We start from the raw sequence: 18692 nt of genomic DNA, 5'->3' as shown, positions 1-18692 counted from the left end.
TTAACAGCAACATTTTCATCTATGTTTTTTAATCAATCGTAAGTTCCTTTAAAAATTTATGGTAATTTTCATTTTCATTTAGTGGGATTTGGGTATGATTATCTAGTTTATGAGTTAAAATGTCTTCTAATGAGATAGACACTTTATTTAAATACGTTGCATTTCCAATTAAGTCCATCCAGTAAATTCCATCTTCATCTTTGTGAACAACTGTTTGAACCATTCCTCCAGGGTTAGTCACTTGAATCTTTTCTTCAAATTGTCCATTTTTTAATAACACATACATTAAACTGCTCGCTGCCATTGCAGTACCGCAAGCATTTGTAAAACCTACTCCTCTTTCAAAAGTACGGACAAATAGGGATTGTTTATCCAATACTTCTACAAAGCTAACATTTACTCCGTCAGGAAAATAAGGGTTTTTACCATTTAAATAGGTTGCAAGCTCCTCAAATTGTGAACTGTATACTGTTTCATGATCAACAAAACTGATTAAATGAGGATTTGGCACTGCAACCGCAGAAAAGCGCAAATTAGGAGCTAGTTCTGGTAATTCTTGATCAATAAACTTTTCTGATGACCAATTGAATGGCAAATCATCTACATTAAAAGATACTGGAGAAATCTCTACTTGAAAAGTTTGAATATCTTTTCCTAATTCTTCTGCTTTTTTTACGTGTAGATCAGCATGCATTGTTTCAACAATAAACTCATTTTTTTTATTTTTTTCAGAAAGATAACGCGCAACCGTTCTTAATCCATTGCCACACATACTAGCTTCACTACCATCATAATTGATTACTCTCATACGTCCGTCTGATTCTTCATGATTCGTTGTTCCTACTAAAAGAACTCCGTCAGCTCCCTTTAGAAGCCCTGTGTTGCGATCCGTAATGATTTGAGTCAGAGATACAAGTTCATCTTGTGTCACTGTTCTTTCGAGCAATGTTTCATCTAAAATAAAAAATTCGTTTTCTGATCCATGAACTTTAATTAAGTCTACTTGCATAATGATTGTACCTCCTTTTTCCTTACCATATTTTACCATTTCATTTACAGATTACAATAAAAAATATAAAGTATCAAAATAAGGGAGTGAGACGTTTGTCTCACTCCCTTATTTTATAAAAGGTTTATTCTGCTTCAGTTTCAGGTACTAAAGCTTCTGGAAAATGTTCTTCAACGATTGCAGCACAACGAGCACAAAGAGTTGGTGCATTTTCATTAGAACCTACATCTTCTTTGATAGCACGACATCTTTCGCAAGTTTCGCCATGAGCGTGTTCTACTACAACGGCTACAGATTCTGAATGAACCGCGTTACTAGGTGCTTCTTCAATCGATTCTGCTATTTCTAAATTAGAAACAATTAATAATTGTGCTATATCACTATTTAATGAAACAAACAAATCTTTTGTTTGTTCTGTAGGGTAAATAGTAACTTTTGCTTCAAAAGATTTTCCAATGATTTTTTCATTACGTGCTTCTTCAAGAGCTTTTTGAACTACATCGCGAATATCCATGAAAGCATCCCACATGTCTAATAGTTCAGCTTCATTTTCATATCGATCAATGACTGGCATATCCGTTAATTGAACAAATTCATCGGTTTCACTTAAGAATGTCCAAATCTCTTCAGCAGTATGTGGAAGAATTGGTGTTAATAGTTTTGTAATTTTTACTAATACTTCATAGAACACTGTTTGCATAGCACGGCGTTCATAAGCATCCTCAGCTTCAATATAAACAACATCTTTAGCAAAATCTAGATAGAATTGAGATAAGTCTACTGTACAGAAGTTATTTATTAATTGATAAATAGAAGAAAATTCATAGTTATCATAGTGCCTTTCTACTTTTTCTACCAACTGATTCAAACGAATCATGAGGTATTTATCAACAGATCTTAAGTCGTTAAACGCTATTTTATTTGTTGAAGGATTGTAGTCAGCGGTATTAGCCAATAAGAAACGCATGGTATTACGAATTTTGCGGTAAACTTCAGAAACCTGTTTTAAAATTTCATCACTCACACGCACATCTGCTTGTGTATCTACACTAGAAACCCATAGGCGCACAATGTCTGCTCCCATTTGTTTAATAACTTTACTTGGTGCAATCGTGTTTCCAAGAGATTTACTCATTTTACGACCGTCTCCATCTAAAACCATTCCTTGAGAGAGAACTGTTTTATATGGTGCTACTCCGTTGATAGCTACACTGGTCGTAATGCTTGAATTAAACCAACCGCGGTATTGATCTGAACCTTCAAGATACATATCCGCTGGGAAAGTTAAGTTTTCTCTAGCTCTTAGTACAGCTTCATGAGATGAACCAGAATCAAACCATACATCCATGATGTCTGTTTCTTTTGTAAATTGATTATTTGGACTTGAGGGATGAGTGAATCCTTCTGGTAATAACTCTTTAGCTTCGCGTTCAAACCATACATTTGAACCAAACTCTCCAAATAAAGCTGCTACGTGTTCAATTGTTTCCGGTGTTATAATAGCTTCGCCATTTTCACCATAGAAGATTGGTAAAGGAACTCCCCAAGCACGTTGACGTGAAATCACCCAATCGCCTCGATCACGGACCATGTTGTATAAGCGTTGCATACCCCATTTTTGAACCCATTCAACACCTTCCACGGCTTTTAAAATGTCTCCACGGAATTGATCAATAGAAGCAAACCATTGAGGTGTTGCACGGAAAATAACCGGTTTCTTAGTTCTCCAGTCATGTGGGTAGCTATGAGTAAAGAAGTTTAATTTTAGTAGTGCTCCTTCTTTTTCCAACCACTCAGTAATGACTTTGTTTCCATCATTGTAAAAAATACCTTCTAAACCTGGAGCTTCATCTGTGAAACATCCTTTATCATCAACTGGTGATAAAACACTTAATTTGTATTTTTGTCCTACAATAAAGTCATCATCCCCATGACCTGGAGCTGTATGAACAAGTCCAGTACCGGCTTCAAGAGTTACATGGTCACCTAAAATCAAAAGAGAAGTACGGTCATACATTGGGTGTTGAGCCGTCATGAATTCCAAGTCTTTGCCTTTTAATTCTTTAATCGTTTCAACTTGATTCCAACCAATTTCTTCTGCAACAGCATCAATTAAATCTTTTGCTAAAACGTATTTCTTACCGTCTGCAACTACAACAGAATAGTCATATTCTGGATGAACAGTAATAGCAAGATTTGATGGGATAGTCCATGGTGTAGTTGTCCAAATAACAAATGAAGTATCTTCATCGATCAGACCTTTCCCATCAACAACTTTAAACCCTACATAAATACTTGCTGATTTAACGTCTTTGTATTCAATTTCAGCTTCTGCAAGTGCAGATTCACTAGATGGAGACCAATAAATGGGTTTTAACCCTTTATAGATATAACCCTTTTCAGCCATTTTTCCAAACACGCGAATTTGTGCTTCTTCGTATTCCTTCGTTAGTGTTACATATGGATGATCCCATTCTCCGGCTACACCTAAACGTTTAAAATCTTCTTTTTGTTTATTTACTTGTTCCCAAGCATATTCTTCACATAACTTACGGAATTCTGCAAGACTCATTTCTTTACGTTTAACACCTTTATTTGTTAAGGCTTGTTCAATCGGCAGTCCATGAGTGTCCCAACCTGGTACATAAGGAGATCTGAATCCAGACATTGATTTGTAACGGACAATGATATCTTTACTAATTTTATTTAAAGCATGCCCAATATGAATGTTTCCATTTGCATAAGGTGGTCCATCATGTAAAACAAATGTTGGTTTACCTTCATTGATTTTTTGTCTTTGTCCATAAATATCTAATTCTTCCCAGTTTTTTTGCCATTCTAACTCACGAACCGGTAAATTTCCACGCATGGGAAATTTTGTTTTTCCTAATTGTAATGTTTCTTTCATTTTCATTAAGATCTACTCCTTATTTGTTATGATTTATCTTCTTAGTTCCAAAACGACATGCTCATCATACAACTGAGATATATCAATTGCAACTAATCTTATCAAAAAAAAAAAGACTTCATCCCTAGAGGGACGAAATCTTCGTGGTACCACCCAAATTTAGAAGGGAAAAATTCAAAATTCTTTCCTTCTCTTAAGTAATTGTATAACGTCAATTAAACGGTTAATTTTACTCAAGTTCAAATTAACACTCCTGGAGGATCTGACAACTAGAAGGGACTGTTAGGCTTTCACTATTCCTAACTCGCTTACTTTAGTGTTCTAGCGTTTTTCTGTTCCATTCATTGCTTTTACTTATTTAGGCAATTCAATAGCGGGCAAAGTGCCTTCTAATGAAGGCTGTTCTTGTGTATCATTGTTTTCTATTTCATTAGCGCTAACTACTGTCAGTTTCTCAGAATTATTTTCTCCAATTGTTTCATCGTTCGATTCAACATTAGAACTGACAACTTCTTCTGGTTGATTAACACTTGCTAATATTTCTTTTAATGTAGGAATGTTGAGCGTTTCTTCTTCAGCAGGTCTTAACAAATCATCCCATTCTGAATTCTTAACCATTTCTAGTTGAGATTCTATCATAATCTGCAGACGTTGTTTAAAGACTCTACTTTGTTTTTTCAATTCATCTGTTTCAGTAGTAATTTTTCTAGCTTTAGAAACGGCCTCATCTAACAAACGATCCGCATTTTTTTCAGCTTCTAAACGAATAATATTTGCTTCTTTAGCCGCATTTTCTTTTAATCTATCTGCTGCATCTTGAGCAACAATAATCGATTTATTTAAAGCGTCTTGAAGATTGTTGAAGTGTCCAACTTTTTCTTCAGAAAATTGCAAGTTTTTTTCTAATTCACGTTTTTCTTTTAAAACCATTTCGTAGTCCTTAATGATTTGATCTAAATAATCGTTTACTTGATCTTGATCGTAGCCTCGCATCTTGACAGGGAACTCTTTGTTATGTATATCTAAGGGAGTCAACACCATATAAGACACCTCCATTTTTTTAATTTTTACGTGCTTTAGTACTAAATTATCATAAACTAATCTACAAGTAAATGAGTTAAGAGTTATTTATATAATACACCTAACTGCAAACGCCATTTATCCTTTTTAGTTTTGCCTTCAATTTCTTGAACTTGTAATCGTCCGTATCCACGAACTGAAACAATATCTAGCAACCCGATTTCAAAATCCGGTCGAGTTGATTCAACCCAATTCAACTTCACTTTTCCTGATTCAATCATCTGTTTGGCGCGTTGTCTAGATATCTTGAATACGCTGGAAACCAATGTATCCAAACGCATGGATGAAACGGTTTGACTCTCAATTGTCCAATTATCTATAGGAACTAAAATGTCGGTATAGTTTCTTTCTTCCATACGGACTGCAACTTTCCCAATACTGATAACTTGCTGCTCCACATAACTTTTCGTTGTATTTTCGACAAATACTTGCCAACGTGCACCATCCGAAATAATATCTCCGAAATAATCCCTTTTTAGTCCAGTTGAAAGCAAAGTTCCTAATACTTTTCCATGCGACAACGATGCAAATTTTATAGGGTAACGGATTTCACAAATCGTTATTCCAAAATCATCCTGCTTTGGAGTGAAATATGAAGGACAGATGAAAGCTCTCACCCTCTCTGCTGCTTCATATCCTCCAAAAGAATGAATAGTAATCTCGCTATTTTTCCCAACGATTGTTTTTACAATATGCAATTGACGTGGATCTAAAAAATTTGTCAAATAAGGAGTATATTGATCTTCAACGTTTCTTATCCAACCAATAACTGTATCAATAAAGGATTGCTCTTCTTTTCTAAAATGCTGATAGACATTTTCAATCATTAGAAAAATACCTCCTTCAATTAATACACTATTCTCATGATTAGCTGAAAGAGTGAATATAATCCGCTTTTAGCTAAATTTAAAACAATCAAAGCAACAATTCCTGAAAAACTAATCATACCAATTGGTGGAATAAACCGTCTAAAGAAGCCTAGGTACGGCTCACAAATAGATGACAATAGACGACCAAATTTTGATTGATAAGCTCCAGGAAACCAAGACATTAAGATATATACGATAATCAGAGTAGAGTAGATATCTAATGCTTTAGAAAGTATCGTGTAAAGTAAGGACATAAAATAAGCCACTATCGATTTTTCCTCTTTTCTTTAATAAAAATCATTTTCTTGCATAGCATCTGACAATGCACCATTTATTTCAACATTCTTAGGTGTACATAAAAAAATTTCTTCACCAATACGCTGAATATCCCCGCTTATAGCGTAGATAGTTCCAGTCAAAAAATCAACGATTCTTTTAGCTTGATCTTCTTCAATACGAGTAAAATTTAAAACAACTGATTGATTGCTAAGCAATAAATCTGCAATCTCTTGAACTTCAGAATAAACTCTAGGTTCAAAAACAACAATTTTAGATTGGTAAGGGATCTCAGGGTTTTTCAGTGAAACAACTTTATTCGTTGTTGCTGGTTCACGACGTGTATTGAAAGCTCGTTGTTTTTTTAATTCTCGCTTAGTTTCACTTTTTTCTGCTTTTGATGGTCTACTTTCTTGATTGTCAGCTGCAGTTTCTAGTTCGAATTCTTCTTCATCATTTAAACCAAAGAATTGAGATAAATTAGTTAACATATTCATTTAAAGTCCTCCTTTTTAAACCAATTTCCTTCTTTACTGAAATTGATTTTTATTCAAAAAAAGACGTTCCGATTCGAATAAACGTTGCTCCCTCTTCAGCAGCAATAGTATAATCTTTACTCATTCCCATACTAAGTTCTGTACAGGGGGCGTGAGAGAGTGTTTTTTCTTGAATCGTCTGTTGCAAGTCTCTCAACTGAGCAAAAGCCCTGCGAACAACTATCTCCTCAGCATTTAAAGGCGCCATAGTCATTAAACCAACGACTCTTATTTTTGGATACTGTAAAAGACTATCAATAAATCCATCAAGATCATCCGGGCTTATACCACTTTTGGAAGTTTCACCCGTCACATTTACTTGAACAAAACAAGAAATAGTTTTATTCGCTCTCTTCTCAATTTCTTCAGCTAATGCCAAACGATCCAAAGCATGAAAGTAATCAATTTTATTGATTACTTTCTTTACTTTTCTTGTTTGTAGATTTCCAATATAATGCCAGACCAATTGAGGATTATTTAGTTCTTCCAACTTTGCTTCCAAACCTTCAGGACGATTTTCTGCCAGATGCGTATAGCCTTCTTCAATTACAGTAATAGCCTGTTCACTAGAAACACTTTTAGTCACTGCAACAACTTGTATACTAGAACGTTCTCGATTGACTTTTTTTAACGACAAACCTAACTTACGTTCAATTTCTTGACAATTTTCTTTAACAGAACTCATTTTTATTTACGACGTCTTCTAAAGAATGGAGGTGTATCAAGATTATCTTCTTCTTGATGACTTTCTTTTTCTTGCTTTTCTTCTCGTTTAAAAATATCGAAGTCAGGTTTTTCGTTTTGTTGATTTAACTCATTCGATTGAGATTTAGCTCTTTGATCACGCAAACTAGGTTCGCGACGAATGTCCCAATCGCCAAAAGGATCTTTTGTTTGATCTGATTGGGCAGCTGATGTCTCAGGCACAATTCTTTGAGTAGAACTGTTTCGATTTCTTTCACTTGTTTGTGGTTTTACTTCTTTTGCTTTAGTTGTATCGATACCTGTTGCAATAACCGTTACAATAACGTCATCACCTAAGTTTTCATTAATAGAAGTACCAAATATAATATTTACTTCTGTCGTAGAGGCTGCTGAAACGATATCTGAAGCATCTTGCGCTTCGAATAATGTTAAGTCAGATCCACCTGTAATATTTAACAATACAGACTCTGCGCCATCAATGGAAACTTCTAGCAATGGAGATGAAATTGCTTTTTTAGTCGCTTCGACTGTACGATTTTCACCACTTGCCATACCAATACCCATTAATGCTGATCCTTGATTTTCCATAACTGTTTTTACATCAGCAAAATCTAAGTTTACATATCCAGGTGCAGTGATTAAATCTGAAATCCCTTGAACACCTTGGCGTAAAACGTTATCGGCTTCATGGAAGGCTTCAAGCATTGGTGTCTTTTTATCAACAATTTCTAATAAACGATTATTTGAAATAATAACAAGAGTATCCACGTGTTCTTTCATTTGTGCTACACCTTCAGCAGCAAAACGCCCACGTTTAGGTCCTTCAAAAGTAAAGGGTCTAGTAATAACTCCAACTGTTAAAGCGCCTTGCTCTTTAGCAATACGAGCTACGATAGGTGCAGCACCAGTACCTGTTCCACCACCCATACCAGCAGTTACAAAAATCATATCTGCTCCACGTAATGATTCAGCAATTTGTTCTTCACTTTCTTCTGCTGCTTTACGACCAATCTCAGGATTTGCTCCTGCTCCTAGACCACGTGTTAACTTTGGCCCAAGTTGGATTTTTACTTCAGCATTTGAACCTGCTAAAGCTTGTAAATCAGTATTTGCTACGATAAATTCTACACCTTGTACATTTTCATCAATCATTCGGTTAACCGCATTATTCCCAGCTCCACCAACACCAATTACTTTAATGATCGCTCCATTAGCTGGATTTGTGTCAAATTCTAAGTCCATTCTATTTCCTCCTACTACAATCTGAATGTATTTTATTTAATCAAAGAAATTTGAGATAAAGTTTTTCGCCTTATTGCTCCACTTGTCTTCTTGTTTCTTTTCTTTTTTAAGGGGTTTTTCTTTTTCATATTCTAAAAAACTGTGTTCATCATTTTCTGGAAAATTTTCTGATTTAACATTGTAAGAAGAATCTTCTGACCTTGTAACACCTAATTGATATTCTTTCATAATTTGATGAATATCATCTAGGTTAGCTTCATATTGAATCAAACCTATACCTGTAGTAAATGCTGGATAACGCAGACCCATTTGATGAGGAATATAAAGTTTAACTGGAATTTCAAACGTATCTTCAGCAAGCTCTATTGCACCAGGTAAGGCTGCGGCACCACCCGTTAAAATCATTCCACCAGGTAAAGCTCTTGCTCCAACCTTGTCTAATTCAAATTTCACTTTTTCAAAAATTTGAACCATCCGAGCTTCAATAATCTCTGACAAATAACGTTCATCAATTTTTACCGGTTGGCTTTTGCCAATCACTTCTATTGGAAAAGTTTCTTCTGGAGAAGTTTCTTCTGGCAAAGCATATCCATAATCACGTTTTATTCTTTCGGCACTTTCAATGGTGGTGTTTAAGACAACCGAGATATCTTTTGTTACGTAATCTCCACCCTCTTGATTTACATACGTGTATTTCAACTGGTGATCATGCATAACTGAAGCCGTTGTTTGTCCGCCTCCCAAATCAAGCAAGATTGTGCCAAAATCTCTTTCGCCGCTAGACATTGCTACACTGCTTGCTGCCAAAGACTGCAAGACGATATTTTGAATTTGTAAACCAGCTTTTTCTACACAACGTTTCGTGTTATGTAAGATAGTTTTTGGTCCAGTTAACATAATAGCATGCATTTCCAAACGGACGCCAATCATTCCTCTCGGATCTTTGATGCCATCAAATCCATCAACAATAAATTCTTCCGGTAAAATGGTTAAGATTTCTCTTTCCGGAGGAACTGATTTTACCATTGCAGCTGCCAAAACATTTTGGACGTCTACTTCAGTAATCTCACGATTTTCTCCTGATACTGCTACCATTCCATGACACGCTTCTATTTCGACAGATGTACTTGGAATGCCTACAATAACGTTACGAATAGTTACATTTGCTTTTTTCTCTGCTTGTTTAATGGCTTTGTTAATTGATTGTACCGTTTTATCAATATCTACGATAATCCCACGGTTTAAGCCTTCAGACTTTTCATTGCCTACTCCAATAATATTCATTTGTCCGTTTATATATTCAGCTACAACTACTTTTATTGAAGTGGTTCCAATATCTAGACTTACATACATTTCAGTATTCCCCAATTCATTGAAACCTCCTATATCATCATTTTATGTTAAAACCTATAGTTATTACCAATTTTAACATAAGCGGTACCAATTTACGAAGTATTTCAGTATTTTTTTCTATTTAAGTAGAAAACTTTTTATTCCTTTTTTCTATTGGGCTTCTTCTGGAACGAGTTCAATACCGTTTTCATCAGAAGTTCCGTTTGACTCTTCCTTTTTATCCTCACTATATTTAAATGGAGAAAAATAAGCCCCAACTTCAATATTTATTGTTCCTTTTTGGTCGCCCACTTTTTTCACCATATCAGGATAGTAATTCATTTTTTCTGCAAAGGAAGGTATCGAAGCGATTACTTCATTCCCATCATTCATATATAGCTTAATAAGATAATCGTCAACCTCACTGGGCGTATACTGGACTTCTGAAATACTGTTTTGGATATTTTCATTTAATGACTGATATTGAGCAATCATTTCCTTTAACGCTTTGTTTTCTTCAAACTCTTTGAAAATTGGTGGGTTTCCAATAGATACTTTTCTACTTTCATTTACAATTTTCCCATTCTCAAGGATATTGTAGTATTTATTGTCTTTAACTAAATAAGCAACTGTCTCATACTCTTGGATTTCCAAAGTGTAGTCATTCAAACCATCTAAAACAATTTTCATAGATTTAACTTGTGGCAGTTCAGATACAACTTCTCCAGAAATTTTATTTCTTTCAAAGAATATTTCCCAGAGATTACCTCCAGATTTAATACCACTTTCATCAATTATTTCTTGATCGGCTACTTCTTTTGTACCTCTAACAGAAACGATGTCCACTTTGCTTAAAGGACTTATAAAATACACAACTATCAAAATTGCAAATGAAAATAATAAAATAAGCATGATTAATCGTGAGAAAAGTTTTTTCTGACGTTGTTTTTTTAATTTTGGTAACGTATGTTCTAATGATTTTGTTCTTTGAAATACAGCTTGCTTCTCACTATCTGCCGCTTCTTTTTTTTGTTCTCCTTTTTTTAAAGAAGAAAGATGCAGGTTAGTTACAGCTTTTTGTTTTTTATTCTGTTTTCTCATGCACCTATCCTCCTTTATAAAAGTTATTTTTTCACAATTTTATTTATTACTTCAATTATTCTATCTGAAGCATCTGGCATACCCATTTTTTTAGCATTTCTTGCCATTTCTTGTCGCATGTTTGGGTTCAACATTAGATCATCCAATATTTGGACTAACTTTTCTCCAGTTAATTCTGATTCGTTGATTAATTTTGCAGCGTTTTTATTTACTAAACTTTCTGCATTTTTTGTTTGGTGATCATTGGTCACATACGGACTAGGAATCAAGACGCTTGGTAATCCAAGTGCTGTAAGTTCTGCCAACGTTGTAGCCCCGCTTCTTGAAACAACCAAAGAAACTGTCGAGAAGACTTCTGGCATATTCGGAATGTAGGATACTACTGAAACGTTAAACTTCTCATTCTTGATTTTTGTTAACTGACTTTGAATTTTTTCAAAATGAATATCTCCTGTAGCTATCAATACTTGATAATCTTTATTCGCTAACAAAGGCAGAGCTTCGACAAAAGCATCATTAATTTTTTTTGCTCCTCTGCTACCACCAAAAATCAAGACAGTTGGTTTTTCAGAATCTAAATTGTATTCTTCTAAAGCCGCATTTTTTTGCACAGTACTGACTTCTTGTGCTCTTGGATTACCTGTAAAACAAACTTTTTCAGGATATTTAGTAAAGTCATTTCGAACTTCTTCAAAACAAATAGCTATTTTAGTTACATAACGTGCAAGAAACTTATTCGTTATACCTGCAACACTATTTTGTTCATGGATTATGCTTGGCACACCTAATTTTGATGCAGCATATACTATCGGCGCACATACATACCCACCCGTCCCAATAACAATATCAGGTTGGAAGTTCTTAACAATTTTTTTAGCTTGCTTAATACTACTGATAAACATCCGTATCGTTTTAACTGTATCAAGAGATAATGAGCGTTTAAATCCTTTTATTTCTACAGAAGCAAAAGGTATCCCATACTCCTTTACAATTCTTTTTTCTAACCCTTTTTCAGTTCCAACGTACAAAAATTCTGCCGTTGGATTTAGTTCTTGTATTCGACGCATAAGTGCGAGTGCTGGATAGACATGTCCTCCAGTTCCCCCACCAGATAATAAAATTTTCATTGGCTGCTAGACCAAAAGGCCTATTCCTCCTCTTCTGTTGCTTCTTCTATTAATTGTTCAACTGAATGAATAAAGGCATCGCCACGAACCTCAAAACTTCGATACTGATCCCAACTTGCACAAGCAGGCGATAACAGAATGACATCGTTAGGCTCACTAAGTTCATAAGCAACTGGCACAGCTGCTTCAACATTTTGAACAGATAGAATCGTTGGTATTCCAGCTTCAGTACCCGTTTCACTTAATTTAGTTGCCGTTTCTCCAAAAACGATTAAAGCTTTTACTTTTTTATTCATTACTGGAATCAATTCATCAAAATTGTTTCCTCGATCTAAACCACCAGCTAATAAAATAACTGGGTCATTAAAACCTTTTAATGCATTTTCCGTTGCTAACGTATTTGTAGCTTTTGAATCATTGTAAAAACGACGTTCATTCCACTCTCTTACAAATTGAGTCCGGTGTTTGACACCAGCAAATTGTTCTAAACTCGTCCGAATCACGCCATTTTCTTGATTCAATAACTTAGCAACCGCAATAGCTGCCATTGCATTTTCAACGTTATGATCACCAGGGATTAAAATAGTTTCCTTAGCCATTACTGGCTCTCCTTGATAAAAAATCACATCGTCTTGCAAATACACTCCGTTTTCTAAGATCTCTTTTCTTGAAAAAGGCACAATAGTGGCTTTGCTTTGTTGAGACAGTTTTCTTAATTCAGGTTGATCCCAGTTGACAATCAAATAATCTTCTTCAGTTTGATTCTTCGTAATACTCATCTTAGCTGCCACATACTCTTCTCTTGTTCCATGGTAGTCTAAATGAGCAGAATAAATATTTGTTATCACTGCAATATGCGGTCTTAGTTGAGTGATTCCCATTAATTGAAAACTAGACAACTCCATTATGATTTCATCGTCTCTTGTTGCTTTTTGAGCTACCAAGCTTGCAGGAGTTCCGATATTCCCAGCCACAAAAGCTTGACCTTTAGAACGTTCTGCATTTAACAACTCTGCTATCATAGTTGTTGTTGTTGTTTTTCCGTTTGTACCTGTAATACCAATAATCATACTTTCAGCTACTTCATAGGCTAATTCAACTTCTGTAATGACAGGTACACCCTTTTCAACAGCTTTCATGATGATAGGATTGTTATACATAATACCTGGGTTTTTCACGACCCATTCAAAATCTTCGTCTAATAGCTCAACGGGATGTCCTCCAGTAACTACTCGTATACCAGATTCTAATAATTCTTGAGCTTGAGGATTTTCATCAAAATTTTTATAATCATTAACGGTTACTAGTGCACCCAATGAATGAAGTAATTTAGCTGCATTGACTCCACTTAAAGCGAGACCTAAAACCAATACTTTTTTATGTTCATAACATTTTATTTTTTTCATGTCTAAACCTCTTTTTCTTAAAATAAGGATATTTTAATATCAAGCACTTAAAACTACTGGAATCTTCATAGAATAATTAGTAGACAAGCTCCTGCAGCTAGTAATCCGATAGACCAAAAAGTAAGAACCACACGCCATTCACTCCAACCGCTCATTTCAAAATGATGATGAATAGGGCTCATCTTAAAGACGCGCTTACCTCTTAATTTAAAAGAAGTGACTTGGATCATAACACTTGCGGTTTCCATAACAAAAACAAGTCCGATTAAAAGAAGAGACCATTCTTGATGCAATAGAATTGAAATGGCTGCTAAACCGCCACCTAATGCTAATGAACCAACGTCTCCCATAAATATTTTAGCAGGTTTTTTATTAAAAAAGAAAAATCCAATCAACCCACCTATGATAGTTAAACAAACAATTAAAATATCAAGTTGTTGTTGATTCCAAGCGATAATAGCATATGCGCCATAAGCAATACTTGCTGTTCCGGCAACTAGCCCGTCTAAACCATCCGTTAAGTTAACAGCATTTGAAAACCCAACTAACCAAAAGATAATAAATAATCCATAAAACCAACCAATATTTACTGGGCCTACAAAAGGGAAAGCCAATTCTGTCGGTATGTTTTTATAAAGGGAAACACCAAAAAAAAGCACACCCCCGAGTATTTGACCTATTAACTTTTGTTTAGAAGTCAAACCAAGATTTCTCTTTTTGAACACCTTAATGAAGTCGTCCAAGAATCCCAATAAACCATAAAGAATTAGGATGAAAAGAGTTAGCACAATACCTATTGAAAAGACGTTTTGCCATATAGAAACCCAAATTGTTGAAATAATTGCCGCTACTAGAAAGACAATCCCTCCCATAGTTGGAGTCCCCGTCTTCACTTCGTGCCACTTCGGTCCTTCATCCCTAGTTGTTTGTCCTAATTGTTTTGTTCTAAAAAAACCAATCACGATTGGCATTGCCATAATAGTTAAGGCAAACCCACTCACAACTGCGAGTAACATTTCTGTCCATTGCATTCTATTCCGCTCCTATTTATCAATGTTTTTTATGAGTATTGCTTTTTCAGCCTCTTCTACGTCATCAAAATGAATTTTTTCAGTCCCGATAATTTGATAATTTTCATGGCCTTTTCCAGCAATTAAAACAATATCATTTGGTGCTGCTTGTTGAATAGCAGACTGGATAGCTTCTCTTCTATCAGGAATTAATTGATATGAATCTTCTTCTAATCCTGCAACTACTTCATTTAATATAGCATCAGGGTCTTCCGTTCTTGGATTGTCTGATGTAAAGATAACTGTATCTGAATTTTTTTGTGCAATTTCAGCCATTATTGGACGCTTAGTGCGGTCACGGTCTCCGCCACACCCAACTACACAAAACACATTTCCAGTTTTAATTTCATTTACTGCATTTAATACATTCAATAACCCGTCTGGTGTGTGCGCGTAATCAACGATTACAGCAAAATCATACTCCCCTTTAACAATCTCAAAACGGCCTCTTACGCCACTTATTTGGCTAAGTGACTGAATAACAGATGGCAGTTCCAATCCAGCAGCATATGCCCCTGCAATAGCTGCTAAAGCATTCGACACATTAAACTTACCAACGAGTTGTAATTGTACTTCGTATACTTGATTTTCAAAATTCAAATTAAAACGGGTACCTTTATTCGTAATCCTTAAATCGGTAGCTTTGAAATCAGCCGGTTGATCGATTCCATAAGAAAAAACAGAAGCAGCCGTTTTTTCTTCAAAGCTTCTGCCCACTGGATCATCAAAATTTAAAATAGCAAATTTTGGTTTATCTTGCTGATAGCCATTACCTAATTGTGAAAACAATAAACTTTTAGCTTCAGCATATTTTTGCATAGTGTGATGATATTCCAAATGATCTTGACTTAAATTAGTAAAAATTGCAATATCAAAATCAGTCCCCCACACTCTACCTTGAACCAAAGAATGTGAAGAAACCTCCATAGAACAAGTCTGTACGCCGTTTTCTTTCATTTCGCGCAAAGTTTTTTGCAACGTAAGACTATCTGGTGTAGTATTTTTTGTTTCGTAAACTTCAGAGCCTATACGACGATACATCGTTCCGATAACTCCGGTTTTTTCCTTGTGATCGTGAAAAATATAATCTAAAAGATGTGTGACTGTTGTTTTACCATTAGTACCAGTAACACCTATAACTCGCAAATCCTGACTCGGATAATCAAAAAAAGCAGCTGCTAAAATTGCCATAGCTTTCATTGTATTGTTTACATAGACCACTGGAACGTCTACATCTAGTGGTTCACTTGCCACTATTAAAACTGCTCCTTTTTGAACAGCTTCTTTTGCTAACTCATGTCCATTGTGAAGAGAACCAATAATACAGACAAAAAGAGAACCCGGTTCAACTTCTCTTGTATCTTGAGTAACTTTTGTAATTTCTAAACTATCAGAAAAATTTGTAGAAAATTCCTTTGATTTTAATGGGTTGATTAATTCGATTGCTTTCACTGTTTTTCACCTTTTTCTATTCTTGTGGTGTTTCTAATTTTATGGTAATTTTATCCGTACTTTGCATATTCGCATTTGGTTCAAGGTTTTGACTGACGACATAACCTTCCCCTTCAAATATAAATTCTAATCCGGTTATTTCTGAAACTTTTAAAACATCATTTTTTGACCATCCCATCATATCCGGCATAGTCATAGCACCATTAGTCATTAAAACCACACGTTGATTTTCAATAGTGGTCTCAGCTGATAATGGTAATTGTTGTACTATTGTATCACCATTTCCAACAACGGTCACATTTAACTGAGTACCTTCTAATGATTTAAGTGCTTCATCTTTTGAAATTCCAGTAACTTTTGGCATTTCGACCGCATTTTCCTCGGATTCTTCATCTTCTCCTAAGGCCAAATATTCTAATGCTCGCTTCATAACAGGATGATAAATTTCTTTAACTACGCCACTTCCTGTTGTACTGCCATCCTTAATTTCTGGTTGTTGTACAGTAATGTAAAGAATTACTTTTGGATCATCCGCTGGAGCCATAGCTGCTACTGAGTAGACATAATCGGTTCCCCCACTATAATACTGTTTTGTTTCAGGATTGACAATTTCTGCGGTCCCAGTTTTTGCGGCAATTTCATATCCCTCGATTTGATAATCTACTCCTGTACCATTTTTGTTATAAACAACTTCTTTAAGGTATTCTAGTGTTTGATCGGCTACTTCTTCTGTGATAGGTTCACCAACAACTTCTGGCTCAACGATTGTTTCTTCTCCTGTGTCAGAATCAACCGTTTTACTGATAAATTGTGGCTTCATCATTTTCCCATCATTTGCTATAGCTGTAAAAGCTTGCAACATTTGAAATGCAGTTACTGTCAATCCTTGACCAAAAGCTGTGTTGGCTTGTTCTAAGGGATAATTGTAAGCAATCGAGCCCTTAGCTTCATTTGCCAATCCCGAATTAGTTGTTTGACCAATTCCAAAAGCGTTCATATATTCTTGCCAAGTGTCTGCACCCATTTTTTCCATTAAGTTAGCAAATGCTACATTACTCGAACGAGCCAAACCTTCTAAATAAGAGATTGTCCCCCAGCCGTCTGGATTATGATCATGAATTGACCCACCAGTAACGTTTTTGACTCCGGATTGAAAATAAGCATTTGGATCAAATACACCTTCACTGACAGCTGACGCTAAGGTCAATATTTTCATTGTAGATCCCGGTTCATAAGTATTTTCAACTAATACGTTTTGCCACAACTGGTCAATTCCATCTTTTGTTGTGCCGTTAAATGTTGGTCTTTGCGAAGTAGCGATAATAGCACCTGTTTCTGGATTGATTAACGTTGCTGTCATCATAGCAGGATTGTATTTTTCATCTACTTCACTCATAACGTTTTCTAGGTATACTTGCATTCGTTTGTCAAGAGTAAGGTAAATATCATCACCGTTAACCGGTTCTGTCGTTTCTACTTCAGAGTTAGGAATTACATAACCAAAACTATCTTTTTGATAAATTTTTTTTCCATCTGTTCCTTTCAGCAAGTCGTCATAAGCGAGTTCAATCCCCATCATACCGGTTAAGTCTGTACTTGAAACGTCTGTTTCTTCTCCAGAGGGCAATGCTGCATATCCGATTAAATGTGAAGCAAATATCCCATTGGGGTATAGTCTTGTAGGCGTTTCTTCAAAAACAATACCTGGTAGATTTTCTTCTTCAATCCCCTTTTTTGTATCATAGGATAAATTTTTCCCTTCTTCACTAAATTCAACTTGATTAAGGTCTTTTTGATTTAATTTAGCCAAAATTTCTTCTTTGCTCATTGAAATGTATTTTTCTAGCGTTTCAGCTGTTTTTTCCTTATCAACTACATGCTGAGGGTCCTCAGAATTAGACCATTCATCTGTTAAAACAGCTACTAAAGAATAAGAAGTAGCGTCCATTGCAACCGATTCCCCCCCAACGTCATATATGGTTCCTCGGTTTGCTTCTAGGATGCTACTTCTCGTGTATAAATTATTTATGTTTTGAGACAAATCTTCTCCATTAACTTCACCTTTTACCATGATAAATGCAATTCGTCCCGTAAAAACAGTTAGTAAAAGAATAGTGCCAAAAAACAACAGTATAGCAACTTTTTTTCTGTTTTTTAAAGGGTTTTTATTCGTCATTTTATAACATTCCTTACATTTTCTTCGTTCATTTCTAAACCAAATTTGTTTGCAATCTCATACACACGATCATAACGTGATAATTCTTGGACTTCTTGTTCTAAGTTTTCATTTACCGTTGTGGTTTCAGCAATAGAGGTTGTTGCATCTTGTAGCGTACGATTAGTACTGGCGATGGTAATCTCTAAAGAAATACTAATAGCAATAAGAGCAAACAAAATAATTAAAACTGAACTGATAAGTAGTTTTTCTCCTTTTGTTATCCCAATTCTTTTTGTAAAAGGAGTATGTATCTTTTCCTTTTTAGGAGTAGGAGTTGTCTGCGGCTGAAAGGGTACTTCGACTTCAAGATTTCTAGCTAAATTACTTTCTAATGGCATACTATAATACTTCCTTCCTATCC

16 protein-coding genes are annotated in these 18692 nt (G+C 35.3%); all 16 read right to left on the bottom strand.

Going from position 1 to position 18692, the window contains the following annotated elements:
- Nucleotides 1-28 precede the first annotated feature (28 nt).
- The 16 genes from dapF to ftsL all read right to left on the bottom strand — a co-directional run bounded on the left by dapF (nt 29) and on the right by ftsL (nt 18669).
- Entirely contained in the window at nt 29-1009 is a 981-nt protein-coding gene (gene dapF / locus BLT48_RS12925) for a diaminopimelate epimerase (RefSeq protein ID WP_035022208.1), read from the bottom strand.
- A 124-nt stretch (nt 1010-1133) separates the two neighbouring features.
- The gene (gene ileS / locus BLT48_RS12920; RefSeq protein WP_089978488.1) at nt 1134-3923 is read right to left on the bottom strand and encodes an isoleucine--tRNA ligase; all 2790 of its coding nucleotides are present in this window, start codon (nt 3921-3923) and stop codon (nt 1134-1136) included.
- 348 nt (nt 3924-4271) lie between these two features.
- Nucleotides 4272-4910 carry a DivIVA domain-containing protein gene (locus BLT48_RS12915; RefSeq protein ID WP_439328948.1) on the bottom strand — a complete coding sequence of 213 codons (639 nt, stop codon included), beginning with the start codon at nt 4908-4910 and terminating at the stop codon, nt 4272-4274.
- A gap of 131 nt (nt 4911-5041) precedes the next feature.
- Nucleotides 5042-5824 (bottom strand): YlmH family RNA-binding protein, encoded by a 783-nt coding sequence (locus BLT48_RS12910; protein ID WP_089978483.1) that lies wholly within the window; start codon nt 5822-5824, stop codon nt 5042-5044.
- Nucleotides 5825-5844: 20 nt separating this feature from the next.
- Nucleotides 5845-6120 (bottom strand): YggT family protein, encoded by a 276-nt coding sequence (locus BLT48_RS12905; RefSeq protein WP_143019116.1) that lies wholly within the window; start codon nt 6118-6120, stop codon nt 5845-5847.
- A 33-nt stretch (nt 6121-6153) separates the two neighbouring features.
- Complete coding sequence (locus tag BLT48_RS12900) at nt 6154-6639, bottom strand: cell division protein SepF (RefSeq protein WP_035022200.1); 486 nt, start codon at nt 6637-6639, stop codon at nt 6154-6156.
- 49 nt (nt 6640-6688) lie between these two features.
- Nucleotides 6689-7363, bottom strand: coding sequence for a YggS family pyridoxal phosphate-dependent enzyme (locus BLT48_RS12895; protein ID WP_089978478.1), 675 nt, complete (start codon nt 7361-7363; stop codon nt 6689-6691).
- Between the two features lie 2 nt (nt 7364-7365).
- Nucleotides 7366-8625 carry a cell division protein FtsZ gene (gene ftsZ / locus BLT48_RS12890; protein WP_035022195.1) on the bottom strand — a complete coding sequence of 420 codons (1260 nt, stop codon included), beginning with the start codon at nt 8623-8625 and terminating at the stop codon, nt 7366-7368.
- Between the two features lie 36 nt (nt 8626-8661).
- A complete protein-coding gene (gene ftsA / locus BLT48_RS12885) occupies nt 8662-9993 on the bottom strand; it encodes a cell division protein FtsA (RefSeq protein ID WP_035022193.1) in 1332 nt (443 codons plus the stop codon).
- Between the two features lie 135 nt (nt 9994-10128).
- Complete coding sequence (locus BLT48_RS12880; RefSeq protein WP_051923378.1) at nt 10129-11058, bottom strand: cell division protein FtsQ/DivIB; 930 nt, start codon at nt 11056-11058, stop codon at nt 10129-10131.
- Nucleotides 11059-11081: 23 nt separating this feature from the next.
- Nucleotides 11082-12185, bottom strand: coding sequence for an undecaprenyldiphospho-muramoylpentapeptide beta-N-acetylglucosaminyltransferase (gene murG, locus BLT48_RS12875; RefSeq protein WP_035022191.1), 1104 nt, complete (start codon nt 12183-12185; stop codon nt 11082-11084).
- A 20-nt stretch (nt 12186-12205) separates the two neighbouring features.
- The gene (gene murD / locus BLT48_RS12870) at nt 12206-13591 is read right to left on the bottom strand and encodes a UDP-N-acetylmuramoyl-L-alanine--D-glutamate ligase (RefSeq protein WP_089978476.1); all 1386 of its coding nucleotides are present in this window, start codon (nt 13589-13591) and stop codon (nt 12206-12208) included.
- A gap of 65 nt (nt 13592-13656) precedes the next feature.
- Nucleotides 13657-14622: a phospho-N-acetylmuramoyl-pentapeptide-transferase gene (gene mraY, locus BLT48_RS12865; RefSeq protein ID WP_089978474.1), complete on the bottom strand. Its 966-nt coding sequence runs from the start codon at nt 14620-14622 to the stop codon at nt 13657-13659.
- 12 nt (nt 14623-14634) lie between these two features.
- Nucleotides 14635-16113, bottom strand: a complete 1479-nt coding sequence (locus BLT48_RS12860; RefSeq protein ID WP_089978470.1) for a UDP-N-acetylmuramoyl-L-alanyl-D-glutamate--2,6-diaminopimelate ligase — start codon at nt 16111-16113, stop codon at nt 14635-14637.
- A gap of 16 nt (nt 16114-16129) precedes the next feature.
- Complete coding sequence (locus BLT48_RS12855; RefSeq protein WP_089978468.1) at nt 16130-18289, bottom strand: penicillin-binding transpeptidase domain-containing protein; 2160 nt, start codon at nt 18287-18289, stop codon at nt 16130-16132.
- Nucleotides 18286-18669, bottom strand: coding sequence for a cell division protein FtsL (gene ftsL / locus BLT48_RS12850; protein ID WP_035022180.1), 384 nt, complete (start codon nt 18667-18669; stop codon nt 18286-18288). The genes BLT48_RS12855 and ftsL overlap by 4 nt, the downstream gene beginning before the upstream one ends.
- Nucleotides 18670-18692: the final 23 nt, after the last annotated feature.

It is taken from the genome of Carnobacterium viridans (genome assembly GCF_900102725.1).
In the GTDB taxonomy this organism is placed as follows: domain Bacteria; phylum Bacillota; class Bacilli; order Lactobacillales; family Carnobacteriaceae; genus Carnobacterium_B; species Carnobacterium_B viridans.
This window is presented reverse-complemented; position numbering and strand designations above follow the sequence as displayed.

Coding starts and splice junctions, on each gene's coding strand:
- dapF (WP_035022208.1), bottom strand. CDS start 1,009: ATGCAAGTAGACTTAATTAAAGTTCATGGATCAGAAAACGAATTTTTT.
- ileS (WP_089978488.1), bottom strand. CDS start 3,923: ATGAAAATGAAAGAAACATTACAATTAGGAAAAACAAAATTTCCCATG.
- BLT48_RS12915 (WP_439328948.1), bottom strand. CDS start 4,910: ATGCGAGGCTACGATCAAGATCAAGTAAACGATTATTTAGATCAAATC.
- BLT48_RS12910 (WP_089978483.1), bottom strand. CDS start 5,824: ATGATTGAAAATGTCTATCAGCATTTTAGAAAAGAAGAGCAATCCTTT.
- BLT48_RS12905 (WP_143019116.1), bottom strand. CDS start 6,120: ATGTCCTTACTTTACACGATACTTTCTAAAGCATTAGATATCTACTCT.
- BLT48_RS12900 (WP_035022200.1), bottom strand. CDS start 6,639: ATGAATATGTTAACTAATTTATCTCAATTCTTTGGTTTAAATGATGAA.
- BLT48_RS12895 (WP_089978478.1), bottom strand. CDS start 7,363: ATGAGTTCTGTTAAAGAAAATTGTCAAGAAATTGAACGTAAGTTAGGT.
- ftsZ (WP_035022195.1), bottom strand. CDS start 8,625: ATGGACTTAGAATTTGACACAAATCCAGCTAATGGAGCGATCATTAAA.
- BLT48_RS12880 (WP_051923378.1), bottom strand. CDS start 11,058: ATGAGAAAACAGAATAAAAAACAAAAAGCTGTAACTAACCTGCATCTT.
- murG (WP_035022191.1), bottom strand. CDS start 12,185: ATGAAAATTTTATTATCTGGTGGGGGAACTGGAGGACATGTCTATCCA.
- murD (WP_089978476.1), bottom strand. CDS start 13,591: ATGAAAAAAATAAAATGTTATGAACATAAAAAAGTATTGGTTTTAGGT.
- mraY (WP_089978474.1), bottom strand. CDS start 14,622: ATGCAATGGACAGAAATGTTACTCGCAGTTGTGAGTGGGTTTGCCTTA.
- BLT48_RS12855 (WP_089978468.1), bottom strand. CDS start 18,289: ATGACGAATAAAAACCCTTTAAAAAACAGAAAAAAAGTTGCTATACTG.
- ftsL (WP_035022180.1), bottom strand. CDS start 18,669: ATGCCATTAGAAAGTAATTTAGCTAGAAATCTTGAAGTCGAAGTACCC.